We start from the raw sequence: 26,111 nt of genomic DNA, 5'->3' as shown, positions 1-26,111 counted from the left end.
CTGAAACCCTGCGCCACGCACACGTCAAACGAAGATCCGCATGCCGACACTCAAAGCCATTCGCGAGCGCTGCGCCAGAACCTACTACAAAGCGCTCTACATGCAGCAGGCCAAGGCCGTGTTGCGTACGCCTCCAGTGCGGCCCGGCGCCTTGCCGCTGACCACGCTGTCAATGGTGCACACGCGCGATGTGGTCCCGTACCTGGTCGCATTCAAGTCGTTCCACCGTCAGGCCGCCGGGCAGCGGGCCGTCGTGGTTTGTGACCCCAGCATCACGCCCGCCGATCGAGGCACACTGCGTGCGCACATCCCGCACCTGGAGTTGCGCGACGCGGAGGAGTTCACGCATCCGTCCATTCCACGGGGGGGCACCTGGGAACGCCTGTTCGCCATCTCGGAGTACGCGACGCGCGAATTCACCGTCCAGCTCGACGCCGACACGCTGACGACGGGACCACTGCCAGAAGTCTGCGACAGCATCGTTGCCAATCGCCCGTTCGTGATCGGCGAGGTGCTGGCGCAGCGCATCGATCCGCTGGCAGTGTTTGCAGCCACTGCGCGCACCTGGACCAGCGGACATGTACAGGCCCTGGCAGAGGCATCGCTGGACGGGATCGGCCTGCCGCCCGAGACGCTCTATGTCCGAGGCTGCTCTGGTTTCACCGGATTCCGTACGGGTGCGGACATGCGTGGCTGCCTCCTCGATTTTTCGGAAAGAATGCGCCGCAAGCTCGGTGAACGTTGGCGGGACTGGGGAACGGAGCAGGTCACCTCCAACTTCGTGGTCGCCAACCAGGCCGGCGCGCGCGTGCTGCCGTTTCCGAAATACGCTTCGGCCCATCAAACGGATGTCGGTTCGGTGTTCTTTCACTTCATCGGCTCGGTGCGCTTTCGCAATCGCCGTTACGAACGCGAGACCGCAGCGTTCTTGCGTAGTCTGGGTACAGGCTGAAATCAGCAGGGTTGAACCCCCGCACGGTGCTGGACACCAAGCTTCTTGTTCCAGGCCGAAGTGCTCCCCGCGGTCTGCGGGCGCTCCGTCCTTTCTGGGAGATGGCGATGGATCTTTTTGGTTGGGGCTTCGGTCTAGTACTGGGCTTCTCTGCGGTCATCGGCATTGGCGTCTTGCTGGTTGTGGTCGGGTCTCGCCGCACGTCCTCCGTAGCGCCTGCGGACAGGCGGCGCGGTTTGATGCTATGGCTGTTGCTGCCAGCCTGGCTTGGCCGCGCCGTAGCGGCACCCGGTTCACCGAAGGCCGCGACGTCTACCGGAAAGCGTCTGTGCGTCGTGCGGCTACATAACACGCATGCCGAGAGACCACAGGTCGCGCATTTCGTGACGCCCATGTTCGGCCAAGCCTTCAGGCAGGGCGACATGCCCGCTGGCGAGCGCCCGCGGTTCGTGCTGGCCGATGGCACAGACTGCCCGGCAACGCTGTGGGGCATCACGAGTTGGCCCGATGGATCCATGAAGTTCTGCGGCGCCGTCGTCCGGGTTCCGGCTCCCGTTGCTGCCGGCGCCAGCCTCGAGCTAGAGGTGCGGGCTGGCGGCAGCGCCGAACGCCAAGTCGGTAAGCGCACCACCGCCGATCTGGAATCGGCAGAGCTGTCGGTCATGCTCGAAGGGCTTGTCGGCCTGGAAGGCACTTGGACAGCCGCACTGAACGACGGAATCCACAGCCGTGCCGATATCGTCCAGCTGGCTAGCGGACCTGCCGGCACACTCTGGCGCATTGGCTCCGAGTTTCGCAATCGTGCAGGCAAGGCCCATGGGCAGCTGTACTGCTGGCACTATGTCATGGCGCTTACCGGCGCCAATGACGAGTTCGCAGGTTTGCGCTACCTTGCGCGCATTGCGCAGCCCTGGACCGACGTGGAGCAACCCAAGGCAGAACACCGTGAGTTCGCCGCCAGCGTGCGCGCAAGGGCGCAAGTGCTGCGCAAGCTGCAGGGCCATACGACGACCGAGACGCCCGGTGACGCCATCCGTTTGCCGCACTACGCGTCCTTCTTCTCCGCCGGGCACGACGGTCGATGGGATTATGTGCAGGGCATCGGTAAAAGCCCTGCCGACGCCCATGTGCGCGTAACGCTCGATGGCGAAAATTTGCGGCGCAGCGGTCTTGTACCTCCGTTTGATCCTGAGGTCCCCATTAACGACGCAGAACGCATCGACTACCACCCCATGGGAAAGGGAAGCATCACCCGCGCAATGGGCACCACCGGCGAGCGCAGCGACGTCGGACTACTGCCCGAATGGAACGTGCGCCACCTGCTCAAACAGTCCGAAGACCACGAGCGGGTGATGCGCGTGAACGGGCTGTCCGCCGCGGGATTCCGGCTGACTTTTCGCAAGCGCGCGACGCTGCAACCAGTGCCATGCGTTGACATCCGCGCGCAATATCCAGGGCTTGGCAACGCTGAGACCAACTGGCGCGGCTACATCTATATGAGCGGCATGACCAAACCCGCCCCCAACGAATCGCTATGGCGTGAAGACACAGCGCACCGGCCTGGTTGTACCTATTGGCCCTACCTCTTCACCGGAGAGCCACAGTACCTGGATCTGCTAACCGAACATGCCTTCGCGCATGTTCTGGAACTCAACCAGGGCAACGGAACTGTCTGGGGCACCACGTTTCCGCGGCAGCAATTGCTCGAGGGCGCATGGGGCGGAGAGCGCGGTGTCCGCGTCGGCTCGGGAGGAACGCTTTACAAAGGTAGCGGCGTGCTGCTCTACGGCATTGGTGGCCAGCGCATGGCAGCTTGGCGTTCGCGCGACGTTGCGCAAGCCGCGGCGCTAGCGCCGGATGTGGCGCCCGATGGCGCCGCCGTACGTCAGTACCTGAATGACGTGCTCGCTTCCTCATATGCGGCATTCAAAGACTATATGTCAAAGGTCCCGGCGAGTTTTCGTGAGGCGGGCCTGTTCATGCAAGACAAGGGCAACGGCCTACCTTGGCAGATCGCTTACATGTCTTGGTCGGTATGCCACCAGGCCGATATCCTAGGCACCCCTGAAGCGGCCTATGTGCGAGCCCACCTCGGGCGCTTTTGGAACGGCTTCGCCAGACAAGCTGACATGGCCTGCTTAGTAGCCATGGCTTGCAGCTACCGCGACGAGGACGGCAATCTGGTCGACAACATGAATGGGGTGTTGGGCAGCTTGCGCTGCAATCTGAATTTCGATGCTGCATCCTCACGCATCACGATCGCACCGGCCAAGGACAAGACAAATGGCGCCTGGAGCCCCCATCCCGGTGATCGCTTTTCCTTTGCAGGAAAGCCGATGGACCTGCTCAAGAGCTTTGCGGAGATGAAGCCTTATCGCGTGTTCTTCGCGGTAGGGTGCGAAGGTCAGACATTTCAGCTCGCGCTCAAGCCTAATGGCCCCCCGATTCGTTTTCCGGAAAGCGTGGTAATCACGGACTGTTTCGCGCAACTCAAGGACTTTCGGCCTGACCTAGCCTTCAGTCCGCCCAATAGCCCCTCGGGGTACTCCGCCAACATTCGCGGCGCCGTAGCCTACCACCTTGCATGTGGAGACTATGTCAGCGATGCCATGGAGCAACTGGACAGGATCGTCAAGGGCCAGCGCATCAACTTCAAGGACAGGCCAAAGTACCGCACGCTAACCAGCCGCACCTGAAGCGGCGCCCGAACGCTGGCTCACCGAGGCATAGTTCATCTTGGACATCGCCTTAACCGCGGGCAGACGGTCCTGCAAAGCCTTGCGGCGCTGTTGGAGGTCTGGAACTTTGGCGGCGAGCCAGGCAGCCAAAGTATCCGGCTGCTCCAGCACATGTGCCTCCGGGATGAAATCCGGAATTCGCAGATGTTCCGCCAAACCTTCGTACTTGCCAACGTACGCTATGCAGAACGTCGGCACAGCCTGGGACAGAGCCCCGATCGCCAGATGCATGCGGCCAGCGAACACCATGTCGGTCATGCCAGAAATGGACTTCGCAATCGCGGCTGTCTCAGGGGTATCGACCGCGTAAACGCGCTGACGCACCGCGGCGGGCAAGGAGGCGATGACTTCACGCTGCATCAATGCGTCGGAGCTGTTGCTGCGGTTGTCGTGCGAGAGAAACAGGAAGCTCGTGTGTGGATGGAGGCTCAGGAAGCCCTTGACGAAGGCACTCCAGTACTCCTGCACCCCGAGACCGGCCGACTGCTTTTCAGCGTTTAAGCCGCTGACGTTCAGGCATAACACGAGGTCGCCAGCGGCCCGTCGAGCAGCGATCCACTGCGCAGCTTGGCGACTATCGCCCGACGTACGGTCAGGCTGCACCAAGAAGGCTACGTCAGCAACCAGCGTTGCCGTACGCCCCATAAATCGCTCAAAACGGGCATGGCTGATGGGATCACGCACATAGACGGCCACCGACGGAGGCAGCGAAGCAATCATTTGCACTGCTTCGGGATGCGGCTGCTCGCTGATGCTGTGGCCAAGCAGAATCGCAGGCCGGCCCTGTTCGGCAGCAATGCGAAGCATGCCGATCTGGTAGCGTACTGGATGCAAGCCGTAGTAGCCATCGATGATATCGGCGCCTACTGCAAGCACGGCTCCTGCATCCCGTACGGCGGTTACAACGCGCGCGGACTTGGCCTCCACTTCTTCAACACTAAAGCGCAGGCTGGGGAGCATGGGGCCATTAACCGCGAACTCGCCCCAGTTGGGCATCAACACTTGGCGCACATACCGAAGTTCCATGAGTTGCAGGTTGTCCGCAACCGATTGGAGCATGGCTTGGTCGCCCAGGCTGCCTGCCGCAGCGCTCATCACCACGAGCGCATCGTCGCGGCGGGCGGACCCGCCCGACATACCGCGCAGCGCCTGACGCAACTGCGCCTGCACACGACGCCGCAGGCGCCCCACCCGACCTTGCAATGCATTCAAAATATTTCTCCGCTTCCTGCCACAGGCCTTCAAGCTCGACGCGAGAAGCGCGGTGACCTGCTCAATCTCACCAAGCTCTTGTTAAGGCGCGCCAACACACGCACATATACCGTATAGACCCACAGCATCTTCATGTTGCGGGCGACACCGAATACTAGGTGACTGCTCCAGCTCATGAACATCCGGTATCGAAAGATCAGGCGGTAGACTGCGACGACGTGACTTGCTTCGGCCTGCACACGCTTGGTCGGTCGCCATTGCCCCCTCTTGTCCTTCAACCACAGGCGGTAGGCAAGCCCGATACGACGGTGGCGAAAGCTCGCATCCTGCGACTTGACCATATCGTCCACGTTGCTGTCGTCGAGGGAAATGCGGCCCTCGTGCCTCGCTTCGACGAACAACTGCTGCAGTTCAGGGTGACGAACGATCACAAGGCTGGTGCCCGCGCTATCGTTCACGTAAGCCGGCAACCAAGCATCGCCGAAACTCGCATCGGCGGTTTCGCCGACTACATCGTCGCAGTAATCGCAGGCCGAGAGCCGAAAGACGCCCATGCCCCAATCGTAGCCCTCCAGCTGACCCATAGGCATCACCACTTCGGCGCCGCCACCGTGCGGCTGCACAGCAAAACCATAAGAGCTTGCCGGCCGGTCGGCCAGTTTCCTGCGGAAATCAACCGTCTTCCAGTCGTCAGGTTGAGATCCCATCTGCCAGGCCAGGCTTTCAGCGAATCGCCCGCTTTTCATGTGGCCGCAGAACAGACTCACGGCATAGACGATCCGCTCCTTGAGGATGGGGTCGGCGCGCATCAGCCGCCGGACAGCTTTGACGTAACACGGCACGCCGACGAAAACGTAGCGCCCGGGCGTGGCACGCACCTGGGCCATCACCTGCGACATCTCGACCGGGTAATACCTCGTCTTCGCGTTCGCCGTCACCATGTCCGTTGACGTGGATACGGTATAGGCGAAACGCGGCTTGCCGCTCTCAACGATCGGCCGTACATGGATGACGCCGGTCACCATCTTTCGATTCAGCAACTCCGCCAGGAGCCAGCTGGTCAGGCCACCGGAGCTGCCCTCGTTCCGATGACCTCGCTCAATCGCATGGCCCGCATAGAGTCCCTGATACCAACCGAGCCTAGCATCGTGACCGCCACCGAGACTTGAGTACGCCTGCGCGGCGAGCGCGTCCTCATCCGGCCCGTCCAGGAAGGGACACACTTGCTCGGACACAGTGGCCCGCGCCGCAGCGACATGGTCAGGTCGGTACTTCGCGAACCGATCAAATCTCATTGCGACCGGAGCATCGGTCACTGCAGCGCAAGCGCCACAGCCCACGCAGTAGCCACCGTCGACTACATCGGCCAGAGAACCGTCGGTTACACCGCGATTCAACGGAACTGACTTCATTGCAATTCACCCTTTGCCGAAGCGGCGTGCGCACCAGGCTCGGAACGATTCAGGACGCCATCTACATAGGCCCGAAAGTCGCGCACAACGCTGTCGCGGGCGAACCGCTGCTGCACGTAAGTGCGGCCCTCCTGCGACAACCGTCTGCGGCCAACTGAATCCTGCAAGAGTTCAATCAACTTCTGTTCAAAGTCGACCTTGTTCTTCGCCACAGCGGCATGGACGCCATCGCGCAAGCCATGGCGCACGGTGGACACCTCGAATCCAACGAGCGGCGTCCCGTACGCCAAGGCCTCCAAAATCTTGATAGCGGAGCCGACACTGAACTGCATGGGCGCTATCGCCACATCTGCACATCGGTAAAAGGGTTCCACCGATGCCACCTCACCCACGACTACCACGCCATCGCAGCCATCGAAGCCTCTCAGTTCGGGTGAGGGCCCACGGCCGACCACTTTGAGCTCCGCGCGAGGCAGCGCGGTTCGCACTGCTGGCCAAATATCGCGTAGAAACATCAAAATCCCCTGGTTGTTGGGCCAATAGCTCATGCTCGCGACAAACACAACCTGAGGAGCATTGCCTGGCCTGCTGACCAGCGGCGCCGGCTCGGGCATGTCTACGGTGTTAACCAAGCAATAGAGCTTGCCGCTTGGTAAGCGCTGACGGAAGTAGTCGACGTCCAGTGGCGATGCGTAGAGCGCGTACTCCCAGCGGCGGAACAAGGCCTGTTCGTGGAAGCGCAGCTTGAGCACATTGACCCAAGCCGACACGAACTGGAGCGGTTGGCGGGCCAATTGAAAGCGTGCGGCAATCGCACGCATTGCCGGCGCCTCAGCAGCATCCCAGTCAAGCATGCTGACGCCACCTGGTAGTAGCAACTGGCCAAGTGCGGGCGACACGAGGGCTGCCCAGTGCGCCTGCATGGCGAACACTAGGTCAAAACGCTCAGCACGCGCGTTTGCGCGAATTGCGGCAACAAGCTCCGTCGCCTGTTTCCGCGTCGCGGGATTAATTCTGCCGGTGGTCACCCATGCCAAGAAAAGCAGTTTGCGCAGCGCCGACGGCTGTAGCTGACTGGCCCAGACGATCGGTTTGGCCTGCATGACCGCGCCCAACACCGTCACGCTGCAGATCAGCGACCTGAACGGAGTTTCAAGTTCGATCAGCGCTTGTGCGTCCGGGGCGGCATTGCACAACAGAAGATGCACGTCGCCTACGGCCGCCAGGGCTTCAAGTGACGTGCGGATCCGCAACTGCGCCCCGCCTCCAGAGACGGAGGGCAGGTAAGGTGTGATGAATAGGATCCGTGGTCGGGATGCAGAGCGCGTCATGTTCAAGAGAACCTCTTGAGGGGCTTGGAGATCTTCTTCCACGCGGCAGCAGCGTGCTCAAGGATGATTCTTTCGCTGGAATCGGGTCGCCCCGCCAGCACCCAAAATAGATATACCAATCCGCCATACACCAAGATGCTCAACAGGACTTTGACAATAAGGACCAGAACAACGGGACCGTCCAAGTACTTCGCGACAGCTGATACAGCGACGAACATGACAGCGGCCGACACAACAACACGCAGCAGCGCTATCCATACCTCGCGTCCCTGCAACACTTTGAGCCGGATCAAATAAAAGCCGAACGCTGCGGTGCTCACAAAGGTCCACGAGCAGTAGAGCCAGGCGACGCCCATCACGCCCTGCCAAGAAAATGCGGGAATGATCAGCGCCAAAACAGTAACCGCGTATCCCCAGGAAAGAGCGGCGTTGACCCGGACGAAACCCAGCACCACTAGGGTCTGCTGCGCTGTGTAGCGAAACCCAGAGGTCATTGCCGTCAGGCTGAAGATCGCCACGATGGGAGTGGCACCCATCCATTTGTCACCAAACAGCAAACGGACGAACTCGGAAGCCACCAACGCGAAGCCAACAGCCAGTGGCACAGCAATCAGGTTGACCCCAGCTATTGCCTTCTGGATGGCAGCGATCTGCCGATCCTTCTGATTGTTGAGGCTAGCCAGCGTCGGCATGAGCGCACGCCCGATTGGCATCACCAGTTCAGTGCTAGGCAGCGTGGCTACCTCACGCCCCACCGCATAAAGTCCGACCTGCTCCGAGCCGCCGGCCTTTCCGATGTAGGCCCGGTCCAAGTGGTTGACGGCGTACTGCGCCAGGCCATCTAAGAAATACCAGACCGAGAAGCCGGTGAGTTCTCGCCAGTGCTGCAAGGACCAACGCGGGCGTTGCGTCACCAGCCGGTAGCTAAGCAGGCTTCGAGTAACTTCTGCGGAGCAGATGCCCAGCACGAGGCCCCAATAGGTGCGCAGCGCCAAGACGGCACTGACACTCACGACGAAGGAAACCAGCCGAGGTGCGAACGAGAACAGGAAGTCGCGCCGGAAATCAAGTTCCTTGCGAAAGTTGACCACATAAATGTTCTGGAGACCGCCCACCAAGCCTGCAGCTCCTACAGCAAACATGATCGGCATGACTCGGCTATCGTCATAGGCCTTCGCGGCCAACGGCGCTGCAGAGAAGACGATCACGGAAATCAGCAACGTCTGCATCACTTTGATAGACCAAGCCGTGTCGTAATGTCCGGAAGTTGCATCGCGGTTGCGGATCAGTGCCGAGTCCATCCCGAACTCCACCAACACTTGGGAAAATCCCACAACGACCATCGCCATGTTGACCAGACCGTAGTCCGCGGGTGTGAGGATGCGGGCGCAGATGCCTAGGCTGATCAGGCCCAAGAACTTGGCCCCCCAGCGGATAGCAATTGCCCAAACAGATCCCTGGATTAGCGCGCCGGACAGGGAACGACTTCTAGAAGAAGGCATTGATCAGTCGACGGCGTGGGCTGCAACGCCAGCCGCTGGCTTGATCGCCAACAGCAACTTCATGCATGTTGGAAGTGAAGGGCACACGTTGCTCTGCCCGCAAGCATGCAAAACCGGAGACTGGCAACTCATGAGATCGGGGGGGGGGCAAATGGCAGAGCCGCATCATACGCACGCACTATGATCAGTCGACGGCGGAGCTTACGGCCATCACACATTAGGCTAAATCAGCACCTGTGCACAAGCAGGGTGCAGTAGAAAGCGCTCAGGGCTGGCGCTGGCGCCGTAAGCGCCCGACTGGAAGATCACGACCAGTTCGCCAATGAGGGCATCTGCAAGAGGCACTTGCTCCGCCAATTTGTCGAGTGGTGTACACAAAGGCCCAGTTACGGTGGCGAGCCCGCTCGGGGGCGTGGTCATCTGGGAACCCAGTCCTACCGGGTAGTTTCGCCGGACAACCTGGCCAAAGTTTCCGGTCGCCGCAAGATGGTGGTGCAGCCCCCCGTCAGTTACGACGAACCGTTCGCCTCGAGAGATCTTGCTGTCGATCACACGACACACATAGATTCCCGCTTCACCGACCAGAAAGCGCCCTAGCTCGAGTACCAGAGTTGCCGCCGGCACTTCCCGCGCTGCTCGCTCGACAAGCACGGCGAGGTTGTCGCCGATCGGAGCCAGATCCAATCGGCTCTCGCCGGGAAAGTACGGTATGCCGAATCCGCCCCCGAGGTTCACAGATCGGACTGGCGCGGGCGCGTTAGCGGCCAAGCGTACGGCCAACGCATAAGACTGCCGTTGCGCCTCACAGATCGCCTCGGCCCTGAGGTTCTGCGAGCCCGCAAACAGATGGAAGCCCTCGAACTGCAGCCCCGCCGCGGCGATGTGGCGCAGCAGTGCGGGCACGGCCTCGGCGTCGACGCCGAATGGCTTCGGGCCGCCGCCCATCTTCATGCCGGAGCCCTTGAGCTCGAAGTCGGGGTTCACGCGTACAGCGACCCGCGCCGGCAGACCGAGCTCTTGCGAGGCCGCCGCCAGCGGCCTGATCTCGCGCGCCGACTCCAGGTTCACCAGAACGCCGGCCGCAACGGCTTGGCGCAGTTCCGCATCGCGCTTGCCGGGCCCCGCAAAGCTGATTTCCTGGGGATCTGCGCCGCCGTCCAGGGCCACCTGCAGTTCCCCTGCAGAGGCGACGTCGACGCCATCCACAAGGGTCGCCATGAAGCACACCAGCGCCGGCATGGGGTTGGCCTTCATTGCGTAATGCAGCTTCACCGCCGCCGGCAGCGCGGAACGCAACTGTGCAACGCGGTCGCGGAGCAGCCCTCGGTCGTATGCATAGAACGGAGTCTGTCCGACCCTGGCGGCCAGCCGCGTGAGCGACATGCCTCCGACGATGAGTTCGCCGGCGCGTACGGGGAATTGCGACATCGCCACATGCTGGAGCAGTGGCCGCGCAGGTGGGCGGCGTTCAATGGCCATGGGATTGCTCCGTGGAAGCCGCGAGCGCCTTGCGGTCGATCTTGCCGTTGGCATTGCGCGGCAACGGCCCTGTCTTCACATCGACATGCGCGGGCACCATGTAGGCCGGCATGCGTGAGCGACAAATGGTCATCAACCGCTCCACGTCCAGTGCTCCGTCCGGCGCTGGCGTGACGACGACGTGGACGACCTGCCCCAGCGTCGGGTGCGCGACACCCCAAGCAGCGCATTCCCCCACGAGCCCGGTGTCGTAGAGCAATTCCTCCACTTCGGTCGGGCTGATGCGGTAACCCGACGACTTGATCATCTCGTCGCGCCGACCGATGAAGTACAGGAAGCCTTCGCTGTCCATGCGCACGGTGTCGCCGGAGAACACCGCGGTTTCGGGCAGCGGCAAGCCGGCTGCCCTGGCGGGCAGCAGCCGAAAGCGCTCGGCCGTCCGCTCCGGATCGTTCCAGTAGCCCATGCTGACCAGCGCCCCGCGGTGCACGAGTTCACCGGGTTCGTTCGGTGCGCAGGGCGTGCCGTCCTCTCGCAAGACGAGGATTTCCGCATTGGGGATGGCCTTGCCGATCGAATCGGGCCGGCGGTCGACCTCGTGCGGCGGCAAATAGGTCGATCGAAAGGCCTCCGTCAAGCCGTACATCAGAAACGGCCGGGCTTGCGGCACCCGCCTGCGCAACGCGGCGAGGGTTTCGCGTGGCATGTGGCCGCCCGTATTGGCGAAGTAGCGCAGATGCTGCGCGATGGCCGGTGGCCAATCGAGCGTTGCCAGTTGGATGTACAGCGGAGGGACTGCCGTGATGCCGGTCACACGCTCTCGGTCCATGCTGCGAAGCACATCGCGTGGCAACAGGTAATTCAACAGCACCACGCTGGCACCGCTGTGGAAGCCGGTCGTCAACTGGCTGAAGCCGGCATCGAAGGACAGCGGCAGTGCAGCCAGCAAGGTATCGCCGGGATGGTTCTCGAGATAGGAAGAAACGCTTGTCGCCCCAGCCACGAGATTGCGGTGCGACAACACCACGCCCTTGGGCAAACCGGTACTGCCCGACGTGTAGAGAATGGCCGCCATGTCGGTGTCGATCACGCGGTGGGACACGCGCGCCGGGCTCCGCGCCAGGGCATGCCAGCTGTGCAGTGCCAGCCCATCGCGACACACCTCGGGCATGCCGTCTGCCGAGCCCGTCAGCACGATATGCCGCAGGGCTGCGCAGTTGCCCAGCATGGACGCGAGCAAGGCCAGGCGCTGGCGCGACGTCACGAGCACCTTCGCACCGCTGTCGGCCAGAACATGCGCAACCTGCATGGGCTTGAGCACTGGGTTGACCGGCACGAACACCGCACCTGCTGCCGCAGCGCCGAAGCAGGCCACGACGGTTTCGGGAGACTTGTCGAGCCAGACGGCGACGCGGTCGGCGCGGCCGATTTCCAGGCCCAGCAATCCGTCCCGGTGGGCTGTCACGGCTGCCTGCAAGGTCTCGTAGGCAATGGCGCAGCCATCGCTGCGCAGCGCGTCGGCATGGGGCCAGCGTTCGGCGGACTGCGCCAACAGGTCCGGGAGCAGCACGGGGGTGGGCATCGAAAAAGTATCGCATGCCCCCCAACCCTAGAATGGCCCTCCTTCTCTCTCTCCCGTCACGATGTCTGTATTGCCCGACGTACTGCATGTGCTGGACGAAGCCCTGGGCCTCGCAGGTCGCAGCGAGGACTTCGATGCGTCCACCCCCTTGCTTGGTGCTCTGCCTGAACTCGACTCGATGGCAGTCGTGTCGCTGATCGCTGCGTTGGAGCAGCATTTCGGCGTGATGCTGCCCGACGACGAACTTGACGGCAGCGTGTTTGCCACGGTCGGCTCGCTGGCCGCGTTCATCGACGACGTGCTGCAGCGCGACGCATGACGGCGCGCGGTCCTGCGGCCTTCTTTCTGTCGGCTCGCCATGGCCAGCGCTATTGCATCTTTCATGCGGCGCACGGCATGCCGCACGGCCTCGTACTGCATGTGCATGCCTTTGCTGAAGAGCTGAACAAGACACGTCGCATGGCGGCGCTGCAGGCGCGCGGCCTGGCAACTGCCGGGTTCGCGGTATTGCAGATCGACCTGCTTGGCTGTGGTGACAGCGACGGCGACTTCGGCGATGCCCGCTGGGACATCTGGGTCGAGGATTTGCTACAAGCCTGCAGCTGGCTCGTCGACGCCGACCCGCGGCACGCAGCGCTGCCGCTGTGGCTTTGGGGGGTGCGTGCGGGCAGCTTGCTCGCCGCGGATGCCGCCCGTGCCATGGACCGCCCTTGCCACCTGCTGCTGTGGCAGCCGGCTTTTGCCGACGGGGCAGCGCAGTTGCAGCAGTTCCTGCGGCTGCGGCTGGCGGCGGACATGCTGGCGGCACCGGGCGCTGCAGGCCGTGGCAATGGCGCCATGGAAGCTTTGCGACGGCAACTGACGCAGGGCGAGACGCTGCAGATCGCAGGCTATTCCCTCCACCCCACGCTGGCCGCCGGCCTTGAGGCGAGCAAGTTGATCCCGCCCGTCGCCGCCGGTGCCGACCGCCGGCTCGTCTGGCTGGAGACGACGACGGCCGCCGCCTGCGCCCTGAGTCCTCTCTGCACGCGGACGTTGGAACGCTGGAAACAGGCCGGTTGGCAGACGCACGGCGAGGCGGTGCACGGCCCTGCGTTCTGGCAGTCCGCAGAAATGGAAGAAGCACCCTTGTTGTTGAGCGCGACGACCGCGGCATTGTCAGGGGCCTCTACACCATGACACCGGCGGCCCTGTGTCGCGAAGCAGCGCTGTCGTTCGACTGTGCCGGTGAAACCCTGCAGGGCGTGCTCGCCATGCCGACCGATGCGCCCGTTCGGGCCCTGGGCGTGCTCATCGTGGTCGGCGGGCCGCAGGTGCGCATCGGCAGCCATCGGCAATTCGTGGCGCTGGCGCGCTGGCTGGCAATGCACGGCCACGCCACGCTGCGTTTCGACGTCCGTGGCATGGGCGACAGCACGGGGACGCCACGCAGCTTCGACGAGTTGCACGACGATATCGCCGCAGGAATCGATGCCCTGTTGACAACGCCTGGGGTCGAGCGCGTCGCTTTATGGGGTTTGTGCGATGGCGCCTCCGCGTGCCTGCTGTATGTGGATACCGCGCGCGATGCCCGCATCGCGGGCCTGGCTTTGCTCAACCCATGGGTCCGTTCGGAAGAGAGCCTGGCGCACACGCATGTCAAGCATTACTACCGGCAGCGCTTGCTGCAGCGTGCCTTCTGGAACAAGCTGTTGCGCGGAGGTATCGGCCTGCGGGCCATCCAAGACCTTCTGCGCAATCTGAGGCGCCTGCGCCGACAGCCGAGGCAGAAGCAGCGCAGCTTTCAAGAGTGCATGGCCAGCGGATGGCAGAGTTTCGGTGGCGGCCTGCTGGTTCTTCTGAGCGACACCGACTGGACGGCCCGCGAATTCGAAGAGCAGTACCGAAGCGACAAGATGTGGGCCGGCGCGCGCGGGCGGCAAGATGTCGTGTGGCGGCATATCACCGGCGCCGACCACACTTTGTCTGCGGCACCGGCCCGCATGGCAGCCGAGCAAGCGACGCTCGCCTGGCTGCGCGAACTGGGCTGAAGGACCCGCGCTACGGCACTGCCCGCGACCGCAGACGGCGCCATCCCTTCCCACCGAAATGGCGTGCCGCTTCCAGCCAGCCGCGCAGGCGCCTCGGATGGAAGGCAATCAGGCCGATGCGCTCGCGCCGATGGCTCATCCAATCCTTCTTGTAGGCGTCGTCGCCGGTCAAATAGTCCACCTCCCGCACGCGGTCGACTTCCATGACGTGGGCCATCAGCGCGGCCGTCAACACCGATCCAGGCGAGAAGCGCTCGAATCCTTCGACGTAGGCCAACTTGTAAATGTTCGCCTTGCCGGCATGGACCAGCCAGAGCTGGGCGGCGACCGGCTCGCCCTGCACCCGCAACACGCCGAGGCGCAGCCAGCCCTGCGCGGCTGCCAGGCGGATCAGTCCCGGCATGAACGTGGGACACGGCTCGGGGGCTTTCCAGCTGCGCCGGTAAACGCTCTCGAAGGCAGCGATCTCCCCCTCCAGTCCCGGTCCGGCATCGGCCTGAATGCGCACTCCATGGCCCGCCCGCTGCAGTCGCCGACGGCCACGCTCGATGCTGTTGCGCAAGGGGGACGGCCGCTCGCGCAGGTACTCGGCGAAGCTGGCGTGCACCACGGGCAGGTACCAGTTGCCGAAGCAGAAATAGCGATCGACCCGGTAGCCCGCCACGCGCAGCGCCGCCACCATGGACGCCACCCAAGGCGCTTGGGCATCGAGCGGCTGGAGATCAACGACAGCGCCGGAGGAATGACCGTGCAGGGCTTCGGCCAGCAAGGTCCAAGCGACCGACGCTTCGCTCTCGCCCACCGGGCCGAACACGCTGCTGTAGTAGTTGCTCAGCGCACGCACTCGGCCGTCGGCCAAGGACAGCGCCAACGCACACCGGGGCTGCTGCGGGCCGAACACCAGTCCGACCAGCCAACAGCGGGGCGCTGCCTCGAAACCATGCTGCGCCAGATGCCGCAGCCACTCGACGGTCTGGAACACCTCGGCATTCGGCCCCGCCTCCGGCGAGGCCAGCGCGAGGAACGCCTGCATCTGGGAAAAATCGGCCAGAACCTCCAGTCGCGGCCCGCCGGGTCGCGGCACCATCCGTTCCGGTGCGGCGGAGGGCGGCATTAGCCGAACCTGCATCGGCGGCCACGTTCAGGCGGCATCACGGCTCGCCGCAAACGCATCCATCGTTGCAAGAATGCGCCGCCTGGCTTCGTGGTGGGCGTGGTCAGAACTCAGCACGACGGAAGCCCTGTCGCGACAATCCGCCAGACGCTCGAGCAAAGGGCCCATGGCCCGGCTGGCATTGTTGTCCGGCAACGGCGGCGTCCAATTCGACGCGTCCATTCCCATCCGCATGAGCCGTTTCTTCACATTGCTCTTGAAGATTTCCCCCCGACTGCGGAACTGCTCGACATCCCAAACCTCCGGCAATGTCTCCGGCTGGTAATCCAGGGCCAGGGATTCCGCCCAATCCTGCCACTTAAAATCGAGGATGTGGGAGTACGCCTTGACCGGAACCCAAGGCACCCGCAACGCATCGGCAACGATGGCAGCATGCATGGCCTCTGCAATCACAAACTTGCTCCGGCACATCTTGAAAATGGTTTCGTGAATATCATCCGCCGGATCGAGATAAACCAGGCCCAACTTCTTGCATATTCCACGCCAATCGGCGCGCCAAATGCTGTCGTGGTGCGGCATGTAGCAGATCGACGATGCCTGCCGCGGTCGCCGGTCGAGCAAATCGGCGACGAGAATTGCGGGATCTGTGATTGCCTTGTCGAGCGGCAACTGCATTCGGGCTGCGGTTCTCGGGCCGCGCACGAACACAAAATTCCAGTTCTCGCTCACGGGCGCAGCACCATGGTATCCAGCCCCTGAGCCGCAAACCCAGATTCTGCCGTTGCGCGGCGCTCGGTCATTGATCAGCGTTCCAATACCAAGCATGTGGTCCGGCGCCTGATCATCGAACATCCCGGGATACAAGGAATACCAGATCCATGGATTCAGATCGTCGCCAAAATTACCGCGTCCATCCCGGTAGTAAAACAGCTTCAGCAATTATTCCTCGCAAATGGTCAAAAGAAACATCGGCATGCAGCCACGGCTGCGCATGCTATCCTCGCCCCGGGCAAAGGGAAGAAAATGCATTTCGGCGACTTGGCACTCAAGATTCTTGCACAGGAAAAACTGTCGGTCCTGCTGTTTCATGCGGTACCGCGCTCGACCACGGAACTGGTCAATGACCTGACGCTTGCATCGTTCGAACGGGTGATCGACTACGTCGACGAGCACTTCAACGTCGTGCCGCTGGATGAGGCCGCCACGGCCCTGAAGGCGGGGCGACTGCCTCGCAGAGCCGCCTGCATCACGTTCGACGATGGCTATGACAGTTGGTTGAGCGGCGCCGTGCCCCTGCTGCGCCGGCGCAACCTGCACGCCACGTTCTTCATCACGACAGGACAGTTCGACAACGAGCGCATGTGGCATGAGCGCGTGGCGCATGCATTGGCCAACCATCCAGGCCCGGTGCTCGACCTGCCCGGTTTCGGCCTGCCCCAGGTGCCGCTGGGTCAGCTCCAGGAAAGGCGTCGGGCCTTGAGCATGGTGGAGCAGTTGCTCAAGTACCAGCCGTTGAACGTGCGCGACAAACTGCTGGATGCTTTGGAAGCCGCAGCCGGGACGCGGCAGGACCAGCTTTGCCGCATGACCGTGGAGCAGTTGCGCGATCTGCATGCACAGGGCTTCGGCGTGGGGGCCCACACGGTACGCCATCCCATTCTTTCCCTCTGCGAAGACGACGATGCCATGCGCGAAATCGGCGGGGCGCGCGAAGTGCTCGAACACTTGCTGCATGCTCCGGTCAAGGCGTTCGCCTATCCCAACGGCCGTCCCGGCGTGGATTTCCGGGCCGAGCATGTGCGCATGGTTCAGGCAGCCGGTTACACCCACGCGGTCACCACCGAAGGGGGTGCTGCCGACCGGCAGACGTCCGTGTTCGAGATCCCGAGGTTCACTCCCTGGGGCCCGTCGGACGTGCAGATGGGCGTGCAGATGGCGCGCAACCTAATGACCAAGTCACGTCGCGTGATGGTGGCGCCGGGCGCACTGCCGACCCGGAGTGCAACAAAGCCGGGCGGCCGCGATACCCGCCCGCTCGTCGCCTTCGTGGAGAACGGGGCGGGATTCGGCGGCGCCGTGGTGGCTCTGCAGACGCTGCTGAGCAACTCCAGAGCGACGGGATACCGCTACCACGTGGTGACCAACATGCCGGTCGGCGATTTCACCGGAACCGCAGAGCAATCGGTGGTGATCCCGGATCGCGCTGTCGACTACCGTGCCATGGCACGCCGGGTCAGGGCGCGTCTGGGCTCGGGCCTGCTTGCCAAGGGAGTGTTGTTCGCACTGGGGCGGGCCGACGACCTGACCAACCGGCTTCCGTACTTCCTGCGCCTTGTCACGCACCTGCTGAAGGTGCGGCCTGCGATCGTTCACGGCAACAACGATCCCAGCGCCAACCGCGAAGCCATGATGGCGGCCAGGTTGCTTGGCATTCCCTACATCCAGCACGTACGCGGGTCGGTGAGCGACAGCCTGGCGATGCCGATGATGCGCAACGGACCAGCCACCTTCATTCCGGTGTCGCGGTGGCTGACTGGCGAGTTGCTGCGCAGCGGGGTACCGGCTGAACGGATACGGCAAATCTACGACGGGATCGATCTCGAAGTCCTCCCGACGTCGGGAGCAGCGCCCGATCTGCGCTCCGAACTCGGACTTCCCGAGAACACCATCCTTATCGCAATGGTCGGCATGCTGGTGGCGTGGAAGGGGCAGGACCTTTTTCTCAACGCCCTCGCTGCCGTCAAGTCCTCTTCCCAGGCCCCCGTCATCGCACTGGTTGTCGGAGACACGCCGGAGCGTGGCGACGCGAGCTATGCGCGCGGGCTGCATGCGCAAGCACAGGCCTTGGGGCTGCAGGACCGGGTCCGTTTTTTGGGACGCCGCAACGACCTGCAAGCCTTGTTGCCGCAGATCGACATCTGTGTATCGGCGTCGACTTCGCCGGAGCCGCTTGGCCTCGTGATGCTGGAAGCGCTTGCGCACGGCTGCCTGTTCGTTGGACCGGCGTTTGGGGCCGCCTGCGAAGTGACCGAAGACGGGACGACCGGTTTTCTCTTCAAGCCTGGTTCCGCCGCCTCTCTTGCCGCCAAACTGGAACTGGCGATCGAACGGGCAGCTGCACCTGACGCGGCCGCCCAGCAACATGGGCGCGATCTGATTGACCGGCAGTTCTCGGGGGCACGCTGCGCGCGCATCACGTCGTGGGTCCACCAGCATCTGCTCGACGCCCGGTAGACGGTGCGCGCCGTCGTTGCTGCTACGGCGCCTGAAGGCGCTTGTTCGCCTGGGCCGATGCGGACGCCGCGCGCACCTGCGCAGGCAGTTGTCCTGACGCTGGGCGCACTTGCGCGAGCACGTACTGGCGCAGCGCCTCGAGCAGGCAGACGACCACATAGTACGTCTCGAAATAGGCCAGGCTGACACCCGCGCCGCCCACCGTGAACGCAAAGCACGACAAGGCCAAGGTGTCGGACATGTCCCGGGCCCACAACAGGTCACTCCGGAAAGCTGTCATCCGACGGATCTGCAAGGCCGTGACAAAGGCATTGCCCATGATGGCGAGGAACAGCAAGAGCCCTACAAAGCCGTGGTCTCCCAAGACCTCGAAATAGATGCTGTGCGCAGCACGCGCGTGGGTCGACAGATTGGCCGATCCAAGCAGCCCCCCCATCAATCCATCGGATGGCCGCACTGCGAACCAGACATCGCCGGACTGCATCGCGTGGAAGCCCGTTCCGAAGACCGGATTCTGTAGCGCCAGCGCCGTCGCGACGTTCCAGGCCTCCACCCGTCCCATGAATGAAGCGTCCTGGTCTGCGCTGCCGATGGTTTCGATGCGCTCGAACCAGGACGCGGGACTCAGCACGAGCACCAGTGCCACACCCAGCGTCACGAAGAGGGCCGCCATCCCTTTGCGCCGCGAGGTCAGCATCAGCATGAAGGCCAGCATTGCCATGGCGAGAAAGGCTCCACGCGACCTGGAGCCGATGACGGCAAGCACAGTGGCCAGCAGAACACCGAGAAAGCCCAAGCGCACCATCCTGACCTTGGAGTACTGGTACAGGTACAGCAGGATGGGCAAGGCCATCACGAGGGCGACACCGAAATGGTTGTTGTCGCTCATCTTGGTGCCCGGCAAGCCGATGACCTTGTGGCCGCCCGCCGTGACCAGGGTCTTCAGGCCTTCCGCCAAGCCATGGAAGCCCAGCCCCAGTGCGATCGCGATCAGCATCGCGTGCAGGCGCAGGCGCGAGTTCACGAAGAAGAACATCACGAGGCAGTACGTGATGGACTTCAGCAGGTCCGTATAGATCGAAAAATTGTTGCGCGCGCTGGCATCCGCCAGCACCGCGCTGACCGTGACGTGGGCCACGAACAGCAGAATCAGCACGGAGGTCCTGTTGAGTCGGAATGGACTCTTGTCGACGCTCTTGCCCACCACCAGCAAGAGCAGCGTGACGAGCGCAAAGAACAGGTTGTAGCGCAACGACCCCATGAACCCCCACATGTAGTAGGGGACAGCAATGACCGAGGTCCACCCCCAGACCAGGTAGGCCGCGAAGGCATTGGACAACGCGATGGGGACGATGACCATCATCATCCCCAGCATCATGAGGTCACGCATCGTCGGCGCCCTTCCGCGCTCGCAGACCGCGTTGGATATCGTCCGTCTTGGCGTTCAAGTAGGACAGCACCCCCAGATCACGCGCTTGCGCCGGCTTTCGGTCCGCGCGTCGGACGGCCAGGATCAGCAGCACCAGGAAGATGACATCCAGCGTGAACAGCGCGGCTTCCATGCGGGTGCCCCTCTGCCCCTCAGCGCCAGATCCCGCGCGTATCGATCACGATCTTGTCCTTGATCGCTTCCCTGTCGATCGACTTGAATTCCTCGTGGTCGACCAGCAGCAGCAGGATGTCGGCATTCTTCATGACGTGTTTGAGGTCGTGCAGCGGAATGTCGATCTTGTCGGCCGCGACATTGGGATCGCAGGCCAGCACCTGGCCCACGTTCTCGGCGATCAGGTCGCGCACGATGTCCAGCGAGGGCGACTCGCGCAAATCGTCGATGTTGGCCTTGAAGGTCAGGCCCAGGCAGCCGATCACGGGCGACTTGAAGCGCTCGGCCTTGGCCTTGACGCGCTCGATGACCCAGTGTGGCTTGGCGTCGTTGACCTCGCGCGCGGTCTTGATCAAGCGCGACTGCACGGGTGCGCTCGAGACGATGAACCAGGGGTCGACCGCGATGCAGTGGCCGCCCACACCAGGGCCGGGCTGCAGGATGTTCACGCGCGGGTGACGGTTGGCCAGCGCGATGGTTTCCCATACGTTGACGCCCAGGTGGTCGCAGACCAGCGAGAGCTCGTTGGCGAAGGCGATGTTCACGTCGCGGAAGGAGTTCTCCACGAGCTTGGACAGCTCGGCCGTGCGGCTGTCGGTCTCCAGGATGGCGCCGTTGCAGAAGGTCTTGTAGAGCTCCCGCGCCTTGGCCACGGCCGCCTTGCTGGTGCCACCGATGATGCGGTCGTTGTCGACCAGTTCGCGCAGGATGTGGCCGGGCAGCACGCGCTCGGGGCAGTGCGCGGCATGCACCTTGCCCTGCAATTCGGGACGCGCCTCGACGATGGTCTTCTCGATGAACTCGGTCGTTCCCACCGGCGAGGTGGACTCCAAGATCACGAGGTTGCCTTCGCGCAGGAAGGGCGTGATGGCCTTGGTCGCGGCTTCCACATACGACAGGTCCGGCGCCTTGGGATTGCCGTTCTCTTCCTTGAACGGCGTGGGCACGGCGATGATGAAAGTGTCGCCCTCCTCCGGCGTCAGCGAGGCCTTGAGGTTGCCGCTGTTGACGGCCGAGCGCACCAGCACGTCCAGGTCGGGCTCGATGATGTGAATGCGGCCGGAGTTGATGGTGTCCACCGCGGCCTTGTTGACGTCCACCCCCAGCACGCTGTGGCCCTTGGTGGCCAGCATGGAGGCGGTCGGCAGGCCGATGTAGCCCAGGCCCATGACGATGATTTTCTGCAGTACGTGGGCCATCAGCGGCTCTCTTTCCAGGACAGGACAGCTTCAAGGATGCGGCCGACGGCCTGGCCGTCGCCGTAGGGATTGTGGGCCCGCGACATGCGCGCGTAGGCCTCGGCATCGTTCAGCAGGTGCAGGGTTTCGCGCACGATGGCCTCTCGCGCGGTGCCCACCAGTCGCACGGTGCCGGCCTGCACGGCTTCCGGCCGCTCGGTGATGTCGCGCATGACCAGCACCGGCTTGCCCAGCGAAGGCGCTTCCTCCTGCACGCCACCGGAGTCGGTGATGATCAGGTAGGCCCGGTCCATCAGGTGCACGAAGGGCAGGTAGTCGACCGGCTCGATCAGGTGCACGTTGGACAGGCCGCGCGCGGCCAGGATCTCCTGCACCGGCTTGCGCACGTTCGGGTTCATGTGCACCGGGTAGAGGACCTCCACGTCCGGCTGGCCGGCCGCGATGTCGGCCAGCGCATGGCAGATGTTCTCGAAGCCCTCGCCGAAGTTCTCGCGGCGGTGGCCGGTCACGAGGATCAGCCGGCGCGAAGGATCGAGGAAGCTGAAGCGCTCCTGCATCTGCTGTTTGAGGGCCGCGTCGGTGCGCAGCTTGTCCACCACGGTCAGCAACGCGTCGACCACCGTGTTGCCCGTGACGAAGATGCTGGCGGCCTCCACGCCCTCGCGCAGCAGGTTGTCGCGCGACATCGCGGTCGGGGCGAAGTGCAGGTCGGCCACGGCACCCGTCACCTTGCGGTTGATCTCTTCCGGGAAGGGCGCGTACTTGTTGCCCGTGCGCAAGCCCGCTTCCACATGGCCGACCGCAGCGCGCGCGTAGTAGGCCGCCAGGCTGGTGGCCAGCGTGGTGGTGGTGTCGCCGTGCACGAGCACGAGGTCGGGTTTCTCGGCCGCCAGCACGCCCTTGAGGCCCGCCAGGATGTTGCCCGTCACGTCGTACAGGTCCTGGTTGGGCTTCATCACGTTCAGGTCGTGCTGCGGCACGATCTCGAACAGGCGCAGCACCTGATCGAGCATCTCGCGGTGCTGGGCGGTCACGCAGACCACGGTCTGCAGCCGGTCGGCGGCAGCCTGCAAGCCCTTGACCACCGGTGCCATCTTGATGGCCTCGGGGCGGGTTCCGAACACGATCAAGACTTTCACCGACTCCCCTTTCGCGTGAGCCGCTCGAAGGGCTCTTTGTAGTTCGCGACGCTGTTGCGCCAGTTGCGCACCTGTTCGACATGGCGGCGCCCGGCGGCCTTGAACGCGGGCCAGCGCTCGCGCTGTTGCAGCAGGCCCAGCACGGCCCCGGCCAGCGCGTCGGCATCGTCCGCCTTGAACAGCACGCCGGTGCGGTCATGCTCCACCAGCTCCTTGTGGCCGCCAACGTCGGACGCCACGAACAGGCGCCCCTGTGCCATGGCCTCCAAGGGCTTGAGCGGCGTCACGAGTTCGGTCAGGCGCATCGAATGCCGCGGATAGACCAGCACGTCGATCAGGTCGTAGTAGCGGCTCACATCCTTGTGCGGGACCCGGCCCGTGAACAGGATGCGGTCTGCCAGCCCCAGCTGCGCGGCCTGGGCTCGCAGATTATCGTCCTGCGGCCCACCACCCACGAGCAGCATGCGCAGTGCGGGCTCCTTTTCGAGCAGCCGCGGCATGGCAGCGACCAGCAGGTCCAGCCCCTCGTAGGCATAGAACGAACCGATGAAGCCGACCACCGGCGCGCCCGGCACCAGGCCCAGGCGCTGCTGCAACGCTGCGTCCGGCGGGCTGGAGAGCTGGAACGAGTCCACATCCACCGCATTGGGCACGACGCCGACCTTGGCGCTGGGAATGCCGCGCGCCACGATGTCGGCACGCAGACCCTCGCAGATCGTGAAGACATGGTCGGCCTGGCGCACGGCGCGGGTCTCCAGCGCACGCGTGAGCCGGTAGCGCAGGCTGCCCTCGCGCGTGGTGCCGTGGTCGACGGACGCGTCCTCCCAGAAGGCGCGGATCTCGTAGGTGACGGGGATGCCGCGCCGCCGCCCTACCTTGAGCGCGGGCAGCACGTTGAGCACCGGCGAATGGGCGTGGATCAGGTCGGGCTGGACCTCCTGCACCACCTGGTCGATGCGCGTCTCGAGCTGGCGCATCAGCGCCCACTCGCGCGCCACCGGGAAGCGGTCCAGCACCGAGGGCTGCGGCGGCGTACGGAAAAAGGAGAAACCTTCGGACTCCTCCACGGCATGCACGTCGCCCTCCTGCTTGGGCGAGGTCAGGTGGAAGGTTTCCCAGCCCAGCGCGCGCTGCTCGCGCAGCAGCGCTGCGGAGCGGAAGGTGTAGCCGCTGTGCAGCGGCAATGAGTGGTCGAAGATGTGCAGGATGCGCATGGAAAAAACTCAGGCACCGGCGCCCGAGAACAAGGTGTCGTAACGCCGCACCATGGCCTCCAGGCCGTAGCGGGCCTGCGCCTGGTCGCGCGCCGCCTGCCCGTGCCGCTGGGCCAGCACGGCATCGTCGGCGTAGGCGGCCAGCGCCCGGGCCATGGCTGCGTCGTCCTCTGAGGGCACCAGGCTGCCCGTCGCACCGTCGGCCACGACCTCGGGATTGCCACCGACCGCGGTGGCGACGATGGGCAGGCCGCAGGCCATGGCCTCCTGCAGCGTGCATGAGGTGCCTTCGGTCAGCGAGGGCAGCACGAAGCAGTCCAGCATGCGCAGCACCTGCGGCACGTCGCTGCGCGCACCGGCCAGCCAGGCCAGATCGCGCAGGCCGGCCCGGGACAGGATGGCATCGATCTCGGTCGCCAGCGGACCGTCGCCGACGAACACCAGGCGGGCCCGGTCGGCCAGGTCGGGCCGGGCCTGCAACAGTGCCACGAAGGCCCGGGCCAGGGCCGGCTGGTTCTTCACGGTCTGCAGCCGGCCGACGGTGCCGATCAGCCAATGCCGGCCCGGCTCGAAGGGGCAGCCGGCCACCGCGGTCACCGGCGCCGCGGCCGGGGCGAAGCGGTCCGTGTCCACGCCGTTGGCAATCAGCGAACGGCGCCGCGCGGGCACGCCGATGGCGCGCGCCAGGTAATCGTCCAGGTCCTGCGACACGCTGACGTAGTGCGACACGAACGGCCGGTAAGCGCGGCGCAGGCGCCGGTAGCGCACGCTATGCCCGTGCGGGTCGTGGGCGTCCCAGCCGTGTTCGGCATGCACGCGCAGCGGCACGCGGGCCAGCCAGCCCAGCGGCACGATCTCCAGCGCCGCCAGATTGCAGGTGTGCAGCACATGGGGGCGCAGCCGGCGCAGCAGCGCGTGGATGCGCCGGTACAGCGGGATTGCGTGGCCGACCGGTTTGTCCAATGCGATGAAGTCCACGTCCGTCCGCTCCACGCGCTGGCGGAAGTCGTCGATGGTGGTCAGCGACACCACGGTATGGCGGTAGCGCTCAGCGGGCAGGCGGTTGATCAGCTGCACGATCACGTTCTCCAGCCCACCGATGCTGAAGCGGTAGACGAAATGCACGATGTGCAGCGGAGCGCGCTCAGGCGGCATGTGCACCCGCCTTTCGCGCAGTCAGGATCTGGCGGAACAGCTGCAACTGGCCCTGGGTGGTCGCGTCCCAGGAAAAGGTCTCGGCATGGCGGCGTGTGTCGGCGCGGTCGGGCAACTGCGCGAACAACTGGTTCCAGGCCGCCACGAGCCCGGCACCGCTGCGCTCAGGCATCAACACGCCGGCAGCAGGCTGGCTCACAACCTCGGGCGTGCCCCAGATGTCGGTGGCGATCACGGGCGTGCCGCAGGCCATGGCCTCCAACAGCACGTTGGCCCAGCCTTCGCGGCTGGAACACAGGGCCAAGGCGTCCGCGGCGCTGTACCACCACTTGAGTTCGGTTTGCGGCACCACGCCGGCGAAGTGCACACGCTCGCGCACACCCAGCCGCTCCGCCTGCCGCTGCAGGGCGGCACGGTCGGGGCCCTCGCCGGCCAGCACCAGGCGCACATCGGCCGGCAGCGCAGCCAACGCGTCGATCGCGAGGTACTGGCCCTTGCGTTCGATCAGGTGGCCGACGCACAGCAGCATGCGTCCCTCGGCCGGCAGCTGCAGGCGCGCGCGGGCGGCAGCGCGCGGTTCGGGCACGAAACGCTGCAGATCCACGCCGTTGCGCAGGGTGTGCAGCTTGCTTGCGTCCCCACCGAGTTCCTGCAGACGGTCCATCAAGGCCTGGCAGACGCCGATGGAGGCGCTGGCGGCGCGTTCCGTGGCCTGGATCAGGCGGCGCGGCACGGCATAGTCGGGGATCAGGTTCAGGTCGGTGCCGCGTGCCGTGACGACGAAGGGCTTGCCCAGCCAGCGCGCCAGCAGGCTGGCGGCGACGCCATCGGGGTAGTAGTAGTGGGCGTCGATGAGGTCAAAGTCGAAGCCCTCGCGCTGCAGCCGGCGGATGGTCCTCAGCGCCCCGAGCGCCATGGCGAACGGCGCACTGCTCATGCCGACCTTGGGCAGCAGCAGGTAGCGCGGATGGTGCACCTCGATGCCGTTGCGCTCTTCCACGCGGGGCGTCGCTGCGAACTTGGCGTAGTCGCCGAAGCGCTGGCCCTGCGACGGAAACCAGGGAACAGGCGCCACCACACGGGCCTGCACGGCACCGGTCTTGAGCAGTTCGCGCAGTCGCGTCTCGACGAAGATCCCATGGATCGGGCGGGCTGCGCTGGGAAACAGGCTGGAGAACAGCAGGATGCGCAGCGGCGCCTGCCCAGCATCTGCGG

The 26,111-nt window shown here is 64.3% G+C and carries 21 protein-coding genes; 6 read left to right on the top strand and 15 right to left on the bottom strand.

The features are described 5' to 3' along the window. The first annotated feature begins 40 nt into the window (after positions 1-40). Together IE209_RS00920 and IE209_RS00915 are read left to right on the top strand one after the other, a co-directional pair. On the top strand, positions 41-952 hold the full coding sequence (locus IE209_RS00920; RefSeq protein ID WP_189685154.1) for a hypothetical protein: 912 nt from the start codon (positions 41-43) through the stop codon (positions 950-952). A 107-nt stretch (positions 953-1,059) separates the two neighbouring features. After that, entirely contained in the window at positions 1,060-3,648 is a 2,589-nt protein-coding gene (locus tag IE209_RS00915) for an RIFT barrel domain-containing protein (protein WP_189685153.1), read from the top strand. Here IE209_RS00915 and IE209_RS00910 read toward each other — a convergent pair. The 6 genes from IE209_RS00910 to IE209_RS00885 all read right to left on the bottom strand — a co-directional run bounded on the left by IE209_RS00910 (position 3,631) and on the right by IE209_RS00885 (position 12,208). Continuing rightward, on the bottom strand, positions 3,631-4,902 hold the full coding sequence (locus IE209_RS00910) for a polysaccharide pyruvyl transferase family protein (protein WP_189685152.1): 1,272 nt from the start codon (positions 4,900-4,902) through the stop codon (positions 3,631-3,633). The two genes, IE209_RS00915 and IE209_RS00910, sit on opposite strands and share 18 nt — an antisense overlap. A 29-nt stretch (positions 4,903-4,931) precedes the next feature. Continuing rightward, on the bottom strand, positions 4,932-6,218 hold the full coding sequence (locus tag IE209_RS00905; protein WP_189685151.1) for a Coenzyme F420 hydrogenase/dehydrogenase, beta subunit C-terminal domain: 1,287 nt from the start codon (positions 6,216-6,218) through the stop codon (positions 4,932-4,934). A gap of 92 nt (positions 6,219-6,310) precedes the next feature. Next, the gene (locus IE209_RS00900; RefSeq protein ID WP_189685150.1) at positions 6,311-7,645 is read right to left on the bottom strand and encodes a glycosyltransferase family 4 protein; all 1,335 of its coding nucleotides are present in this window, start codon (positions 7,643-7,645) and stop codon (positions 6,311-6,313) included. Between the two features lie 2 nt (positions 7,646-7,647). Next, a complete protein-coding gene (locus IE209_RS00895; protein ID WP_268245943.1) occupies positions 7,648-9,147 on the bottom strand; it encodes an oligosaccharide flippase family protein in 1,500 nt (499 codons plus the stop codon). 222 nt (positions 9,148-9,369) lie between these two features. Next, positions 9,370-10,626, bottom strand: coding sequence for a pyridoxal-dependent decarboxylase, exosortase A system-associated (locus IE209_RS00890; RefSeq protein WP_373305246.1), 1,257 nt, complete (start codon positions 10,624-10,626; stop codon positions 9,370-9,372). After that, the gene (locus IE209_RS00885; protein ID WP_189685148.1) at positions 10,616-12,208 is read right to left on the bottom strand and encodes an acyl-CoA ligase (AMP-forming), exosortase A system-associated; all 1,593 of its coding nucleotides are present in this window, start codon (positions 12,206-12,208) and stop codon (positions 10,616-10,618) included. Before IE209_RS00885 ends, IE209_RS00890 begins: the two co-directional genes overlap by 11 nt. Positions 12,209-12,269: 61 nt before the next feature. On the opposite strand from IE209_RS00885, the gene IE209_RS00880 reads away from it, so the two are divergent. Genes IE209_RS00880 through IE209_RS00870 form a run of 3 tightly spaced genes read left to right on the top strand, consistent with a single transcriptional unit; the run spans position 12,270 to position 14,238 of the window. After that, the gene (locus tag IE209_RS00880; protein ID WP_189685147.1) at positions 12,270-12,527 is read left to right on the top strand and encodes an acyl carrier protein; all 258 of its coding nucleotides are present in this window, start codon (positions 12,270-12,272) and stop codon (positions 12,525-12,527) included. Continuing rightward, positions 12,524-13,387, top strand: coding sequence for a hydrolase 2, exosortase A system-associated (locus IE209_RS00875; protein WP_189685146.1), 864 nt, complete (start codon positions 12,524-12,526; stop codon positions 13,385-13,387). The genes IE209_RS00880 and IE209_RS00875 overlap by 4 nt, the downstream gene beginning before the upstream one ends. Next, positions 13,384-14,238, top strand: a complete 855-nt coding sequence (locus IE209_RS00870; RefSeq protein ID WP_189685145.1) for a hydrolase 1, exosortase A system-associated — start codon at positions 13,384-13,386, stop codon at positions 14,236-14,238. Before IE209_RS00875 ends, IE209_RS00870 begins: the two co-directional genes overlap by 4 nt. Before the next feature lie 10 nt (positions 14,239-14,248). Here IE209_RS00870 and IE209_RS00865 read toward each other — a convergent pair whose 3' ends face one another. Together IE209_RS00865 and IE209_RS00860 are read right to left on the bottom strand one after the other, a co-directional pair. Beyond that, a complete protein-coding gene (locus IE209_RS00865) occupies positions 14,249-15,352 on the bottom strand; it encodes a GNAT family N-acetyltransferase (RefSeq protein WP_229882632.1) in 1,104 nt (367 codons plus the stop codon). A 27-nt stretch (positions 15,353-15,379) separates the two neighbouring features. Beyond that, positions 15,380-16,291 (bottom strand): polysaccharide pyruvyl transferase family protein, encoded by a 912-nt coding sequence (locus tag IE209_RS00860; RefSeq protein ID WP_189685144.1) that lies wholly within the window; start codon positions 16,289-16,291, stop codon positions 15,380-15,382. Positions 16,292-16,375: 84 nt separating this feature from the next. Here IE209_RS00860 and IE209_RS00855 point away from each other — a divergent pair, with 84 nt between their 5' ends. Next, the gene (locus tag IE209_RS00855) at positions 16,376-18,586 is read left to right on the top strand and encodes a glycosyltransferase (RefSeq protein ID WP_189685143.1); all 2,211 of its coding nucleotides are present in this window, start codon (positions 16,376-16,378) and stop codon (positions 18,584-18,586) included. Between the two features lie 22 nt (positions 18,587-18,608). Here IE209_RS00855 and IE209_RS00850 read toward each other — a convergent pair whose 3' ends face one another. From IE209_RS00850 to IE209_RS00820, 7 genes are read right to left on the bottom strand one after another with little or no spacing between them, the layout of a single operon-like run. Further along, positions 18,609-19,976, bottom strand: coding sequence for a putative O-glycosylation ligase, exosortase A system-associated (locus IE209_RS00850; RefSeq protein ID WP_189685142.1), 1,368 nt, complete (start codon positions 19,974-19,976; stop codon positions 18,609-18,611). After that, positions 19,969-20,148: a hypothetical protein gene (locus IE209_RS00845; protein WP_189685141.1), complete on the bottom strand. Its 180-nt coding sequence runs from the start codon at positions 20,146-20,148 to the stop codon at positions 19,969-19,971. Before IE209_RS00845 ends, IE209_RS00850 begins: the two co-directional genes overlap by 8 nt. A 19-nt stretch (positions 20,149-20,167) precedes the next feature. Then, complete coding sequence (wecC, locus tag IE209_RS00840; protein WP_189685140.1) at positions 20,168-21,388, bottom strand: UDP-N-acetyl-D-mannosamine dehydrogenase; 1,221 nt, start codon at positions 21,386-21,388, stop codon at positions 20,168-20,170. Continuing rightward, positions 21,388-22,482: a non-hydrolyzing UDP-N-acetylglucosamine 2-epimerase gene (gene wecB / locus IE209_RS00835; protein WP_373305261.1), complete on the bottom strand. Its 1,095-nt coding sequence runs from the start codon at positions 22,480-22,482 to the stop codon at positions 21,388-21,390. The genes wecC and wecB overlap by 1 nt, the downstream gene beginning before the upstream one ends. 41 nt (positions 22,483-22,523) lie before the next feature. Beyond that, the gene (locus IE209_RS00830) at positions 22,524-23,741 is read right to left on the bottom strand and encodes a TIGR04063 family PEP-CTERM/XrtA system glycosyltransferase (protein ID WP_189685139.1); all 1,218 of its coding nucleotides are present in this window, start codon (positions 23,739-23,741) and stop codon (positions 22,524-22,526) included. A 9-nt stretch (positions 23,742-23,750) separates the two neighbouring features. Continuing rightward, a complete protein-coding gene (locus IE209_RS00825; protein ID WP_189685138.1) occupies positions 23,751-24,896 on the bottom strand; it encodes a TIGR03088 family PEP-CTERM/XrtA system glycosyltransferase in 1,146 nt (381 codons plus the stop codon). Beyond that, positions 24,886-26,088, bottom strand: coding sequence for a glycosyltransferase family 4 protein (locus IE209_RS00820; RefSeq protein WP_189685475.1), 1,203 nt, complete (start codon positions 26,086-26,088; stop codon positions 24,886-24,888). The genes IE209_RS00825 and IE209_RS00820 overlap by 11 nt, the downstream gene beginning before the upstream one ends. Positions 26,089-26,111: the final 23 nt, after the last annotated feature.

Source organism: Pseudorhodoferax aquiterrae, assembly GCF_014652235.1.
In the GTDB taxonomy this organism is placed as follows: Bacteria; Pseudomonadota; Gammaproteobacteria; order Burkholderiales; family Burkholderiaceae_C; genus Pseudorhodoferax; species Pseudorhodoferax aquiterrae.
The sequence above is the reverse complement of the archived record's forward strand: the minus strand, read 5'-3'. Positions and strand labels throughout refer to the sequence as shown.

Excerpts from the sequence above, each read along its gene's own strand:
- IE209_RS00920 (WP_189685154.1), top strand. The coding sequence starts at position 41 with ATGCCGACACTCAAAGCCATTCGCGAGCGCTGCGCCAGAACCTACTAC.
- IE209_RS00915 (WP_189685153.1), top strand. The coding sequence starts at position 1,060 with ATGGATCTTTTTGGTTGGGGCTTCGGTCTAGTACTGGGCTTCTCTGCG.
- IE209_RS00900 (WP_189685150.1), bottom strand. The coding sequence starts at position 7,645 with ATGACGCGCTCTGCATCCCGACCACGGATCCTATTCATCACACCTTAC.
- IE209_RS00895 (WP_268245943.1), bottom strand. The coding sequence starts at position 9,147 with ATGCCTTCTTCTAGAAGTCGTTCCCTGTCCGGCGCGCTAATCCAGGGA.
- IE209_RS00890 (WP_373305246.1), bottom strand. The coding sequence starts at position 10,626 with ATGGCCATTGAACGCCGCCCACCTGCGCGGCCACTGCTCCAGCATGTG.
- IE209_RS00885 (WP_189685148.1), bottom strand. The coding sequence starts at position 12,208 with ATGCCCACCCCCGTGCTGCTCCCGGACCTGTTGGCGCAGTCCGCCGAA.
- IE209_RS00880 (WP_189685147.1), top strand. The coding sequence starts at position 12,270 with ATGTCTGTATTGCCCGACGTACTGCATGTGCTGGACGAAGCCCTGGGC.
- IE209_RS00875 (WP_189685146.1), top strand. The coding sequence starts at position 12,524 with ATGACGGCGCGCGGTCCTGCGGCCTTCTTTCTGTCGGCTCGCCATGGC.
- IE209_RS00870 (WP_189685145.1), top strand. The coding sequence starts at position 13,384 with ATGACACCGGCGGCCCTGTGTCGCGAAGCAGCGCTGTCGTTCGACTGT.
- IE209_RS00865 (WP_229882632.1), bottom strand. The coding sequence starts at position 15,352 with ATGCCGCCCTCCGCCGCACCGGAACGGATGGTGCCGCGACCCGGCGGG.
- IE209_RS00855 (WP_189685143.1), top strand. The coding sequence starts at position 16,376 with ATGCATTTCGGCGACTTGGCACTCAAGATTCTTGCACAGGAAAAACTG.
- IE209_RS00850 (WP_189685142.1), bottom strand. The coding sequence starts at position 19,976 with ATGCGTGACCTCATGATGCTGGGGATGATGATGGTCATCGTCCCCATC.
- IE209_RS00845 (WP_189685141.1), bottom strand. The coding sequence starts at position 20,148 with ATGGAAGCCGCGCTGTTCACGCTGGATGTCATCTTCCTGGTGCTGCTG.
- wecC (WP_189685140.1), bottom strand. The coding sequence starts at position 21,388 with ATGGCCCACGTACTGCAGAAAATCATCGTCATGGGCCTGGGCTACATC.
- wecB (WP_373305261.1), bottom strand. The coding sequence starts at position 22,482 with ATGGCACCGGTGGTCAAGGGCTTGCAGGCTGCCGCCGACCGGCTGCAG.
- IE209_RS00830 (WP_189685139.1), bottom strand. The coding sequence starts at position 23,741 with ATGCGCATCCTGCACATCTTCGACCACTCATTGCCGCTGCACAGCGGC.
- IE209_RS00825 (WP_189685138.1), bottom strand. The coding sequence starts at position 24,896 with ATGCCGCCTGAGCGCGCTCCGCTGCACATCGTGCATTTCGTCTACCGC.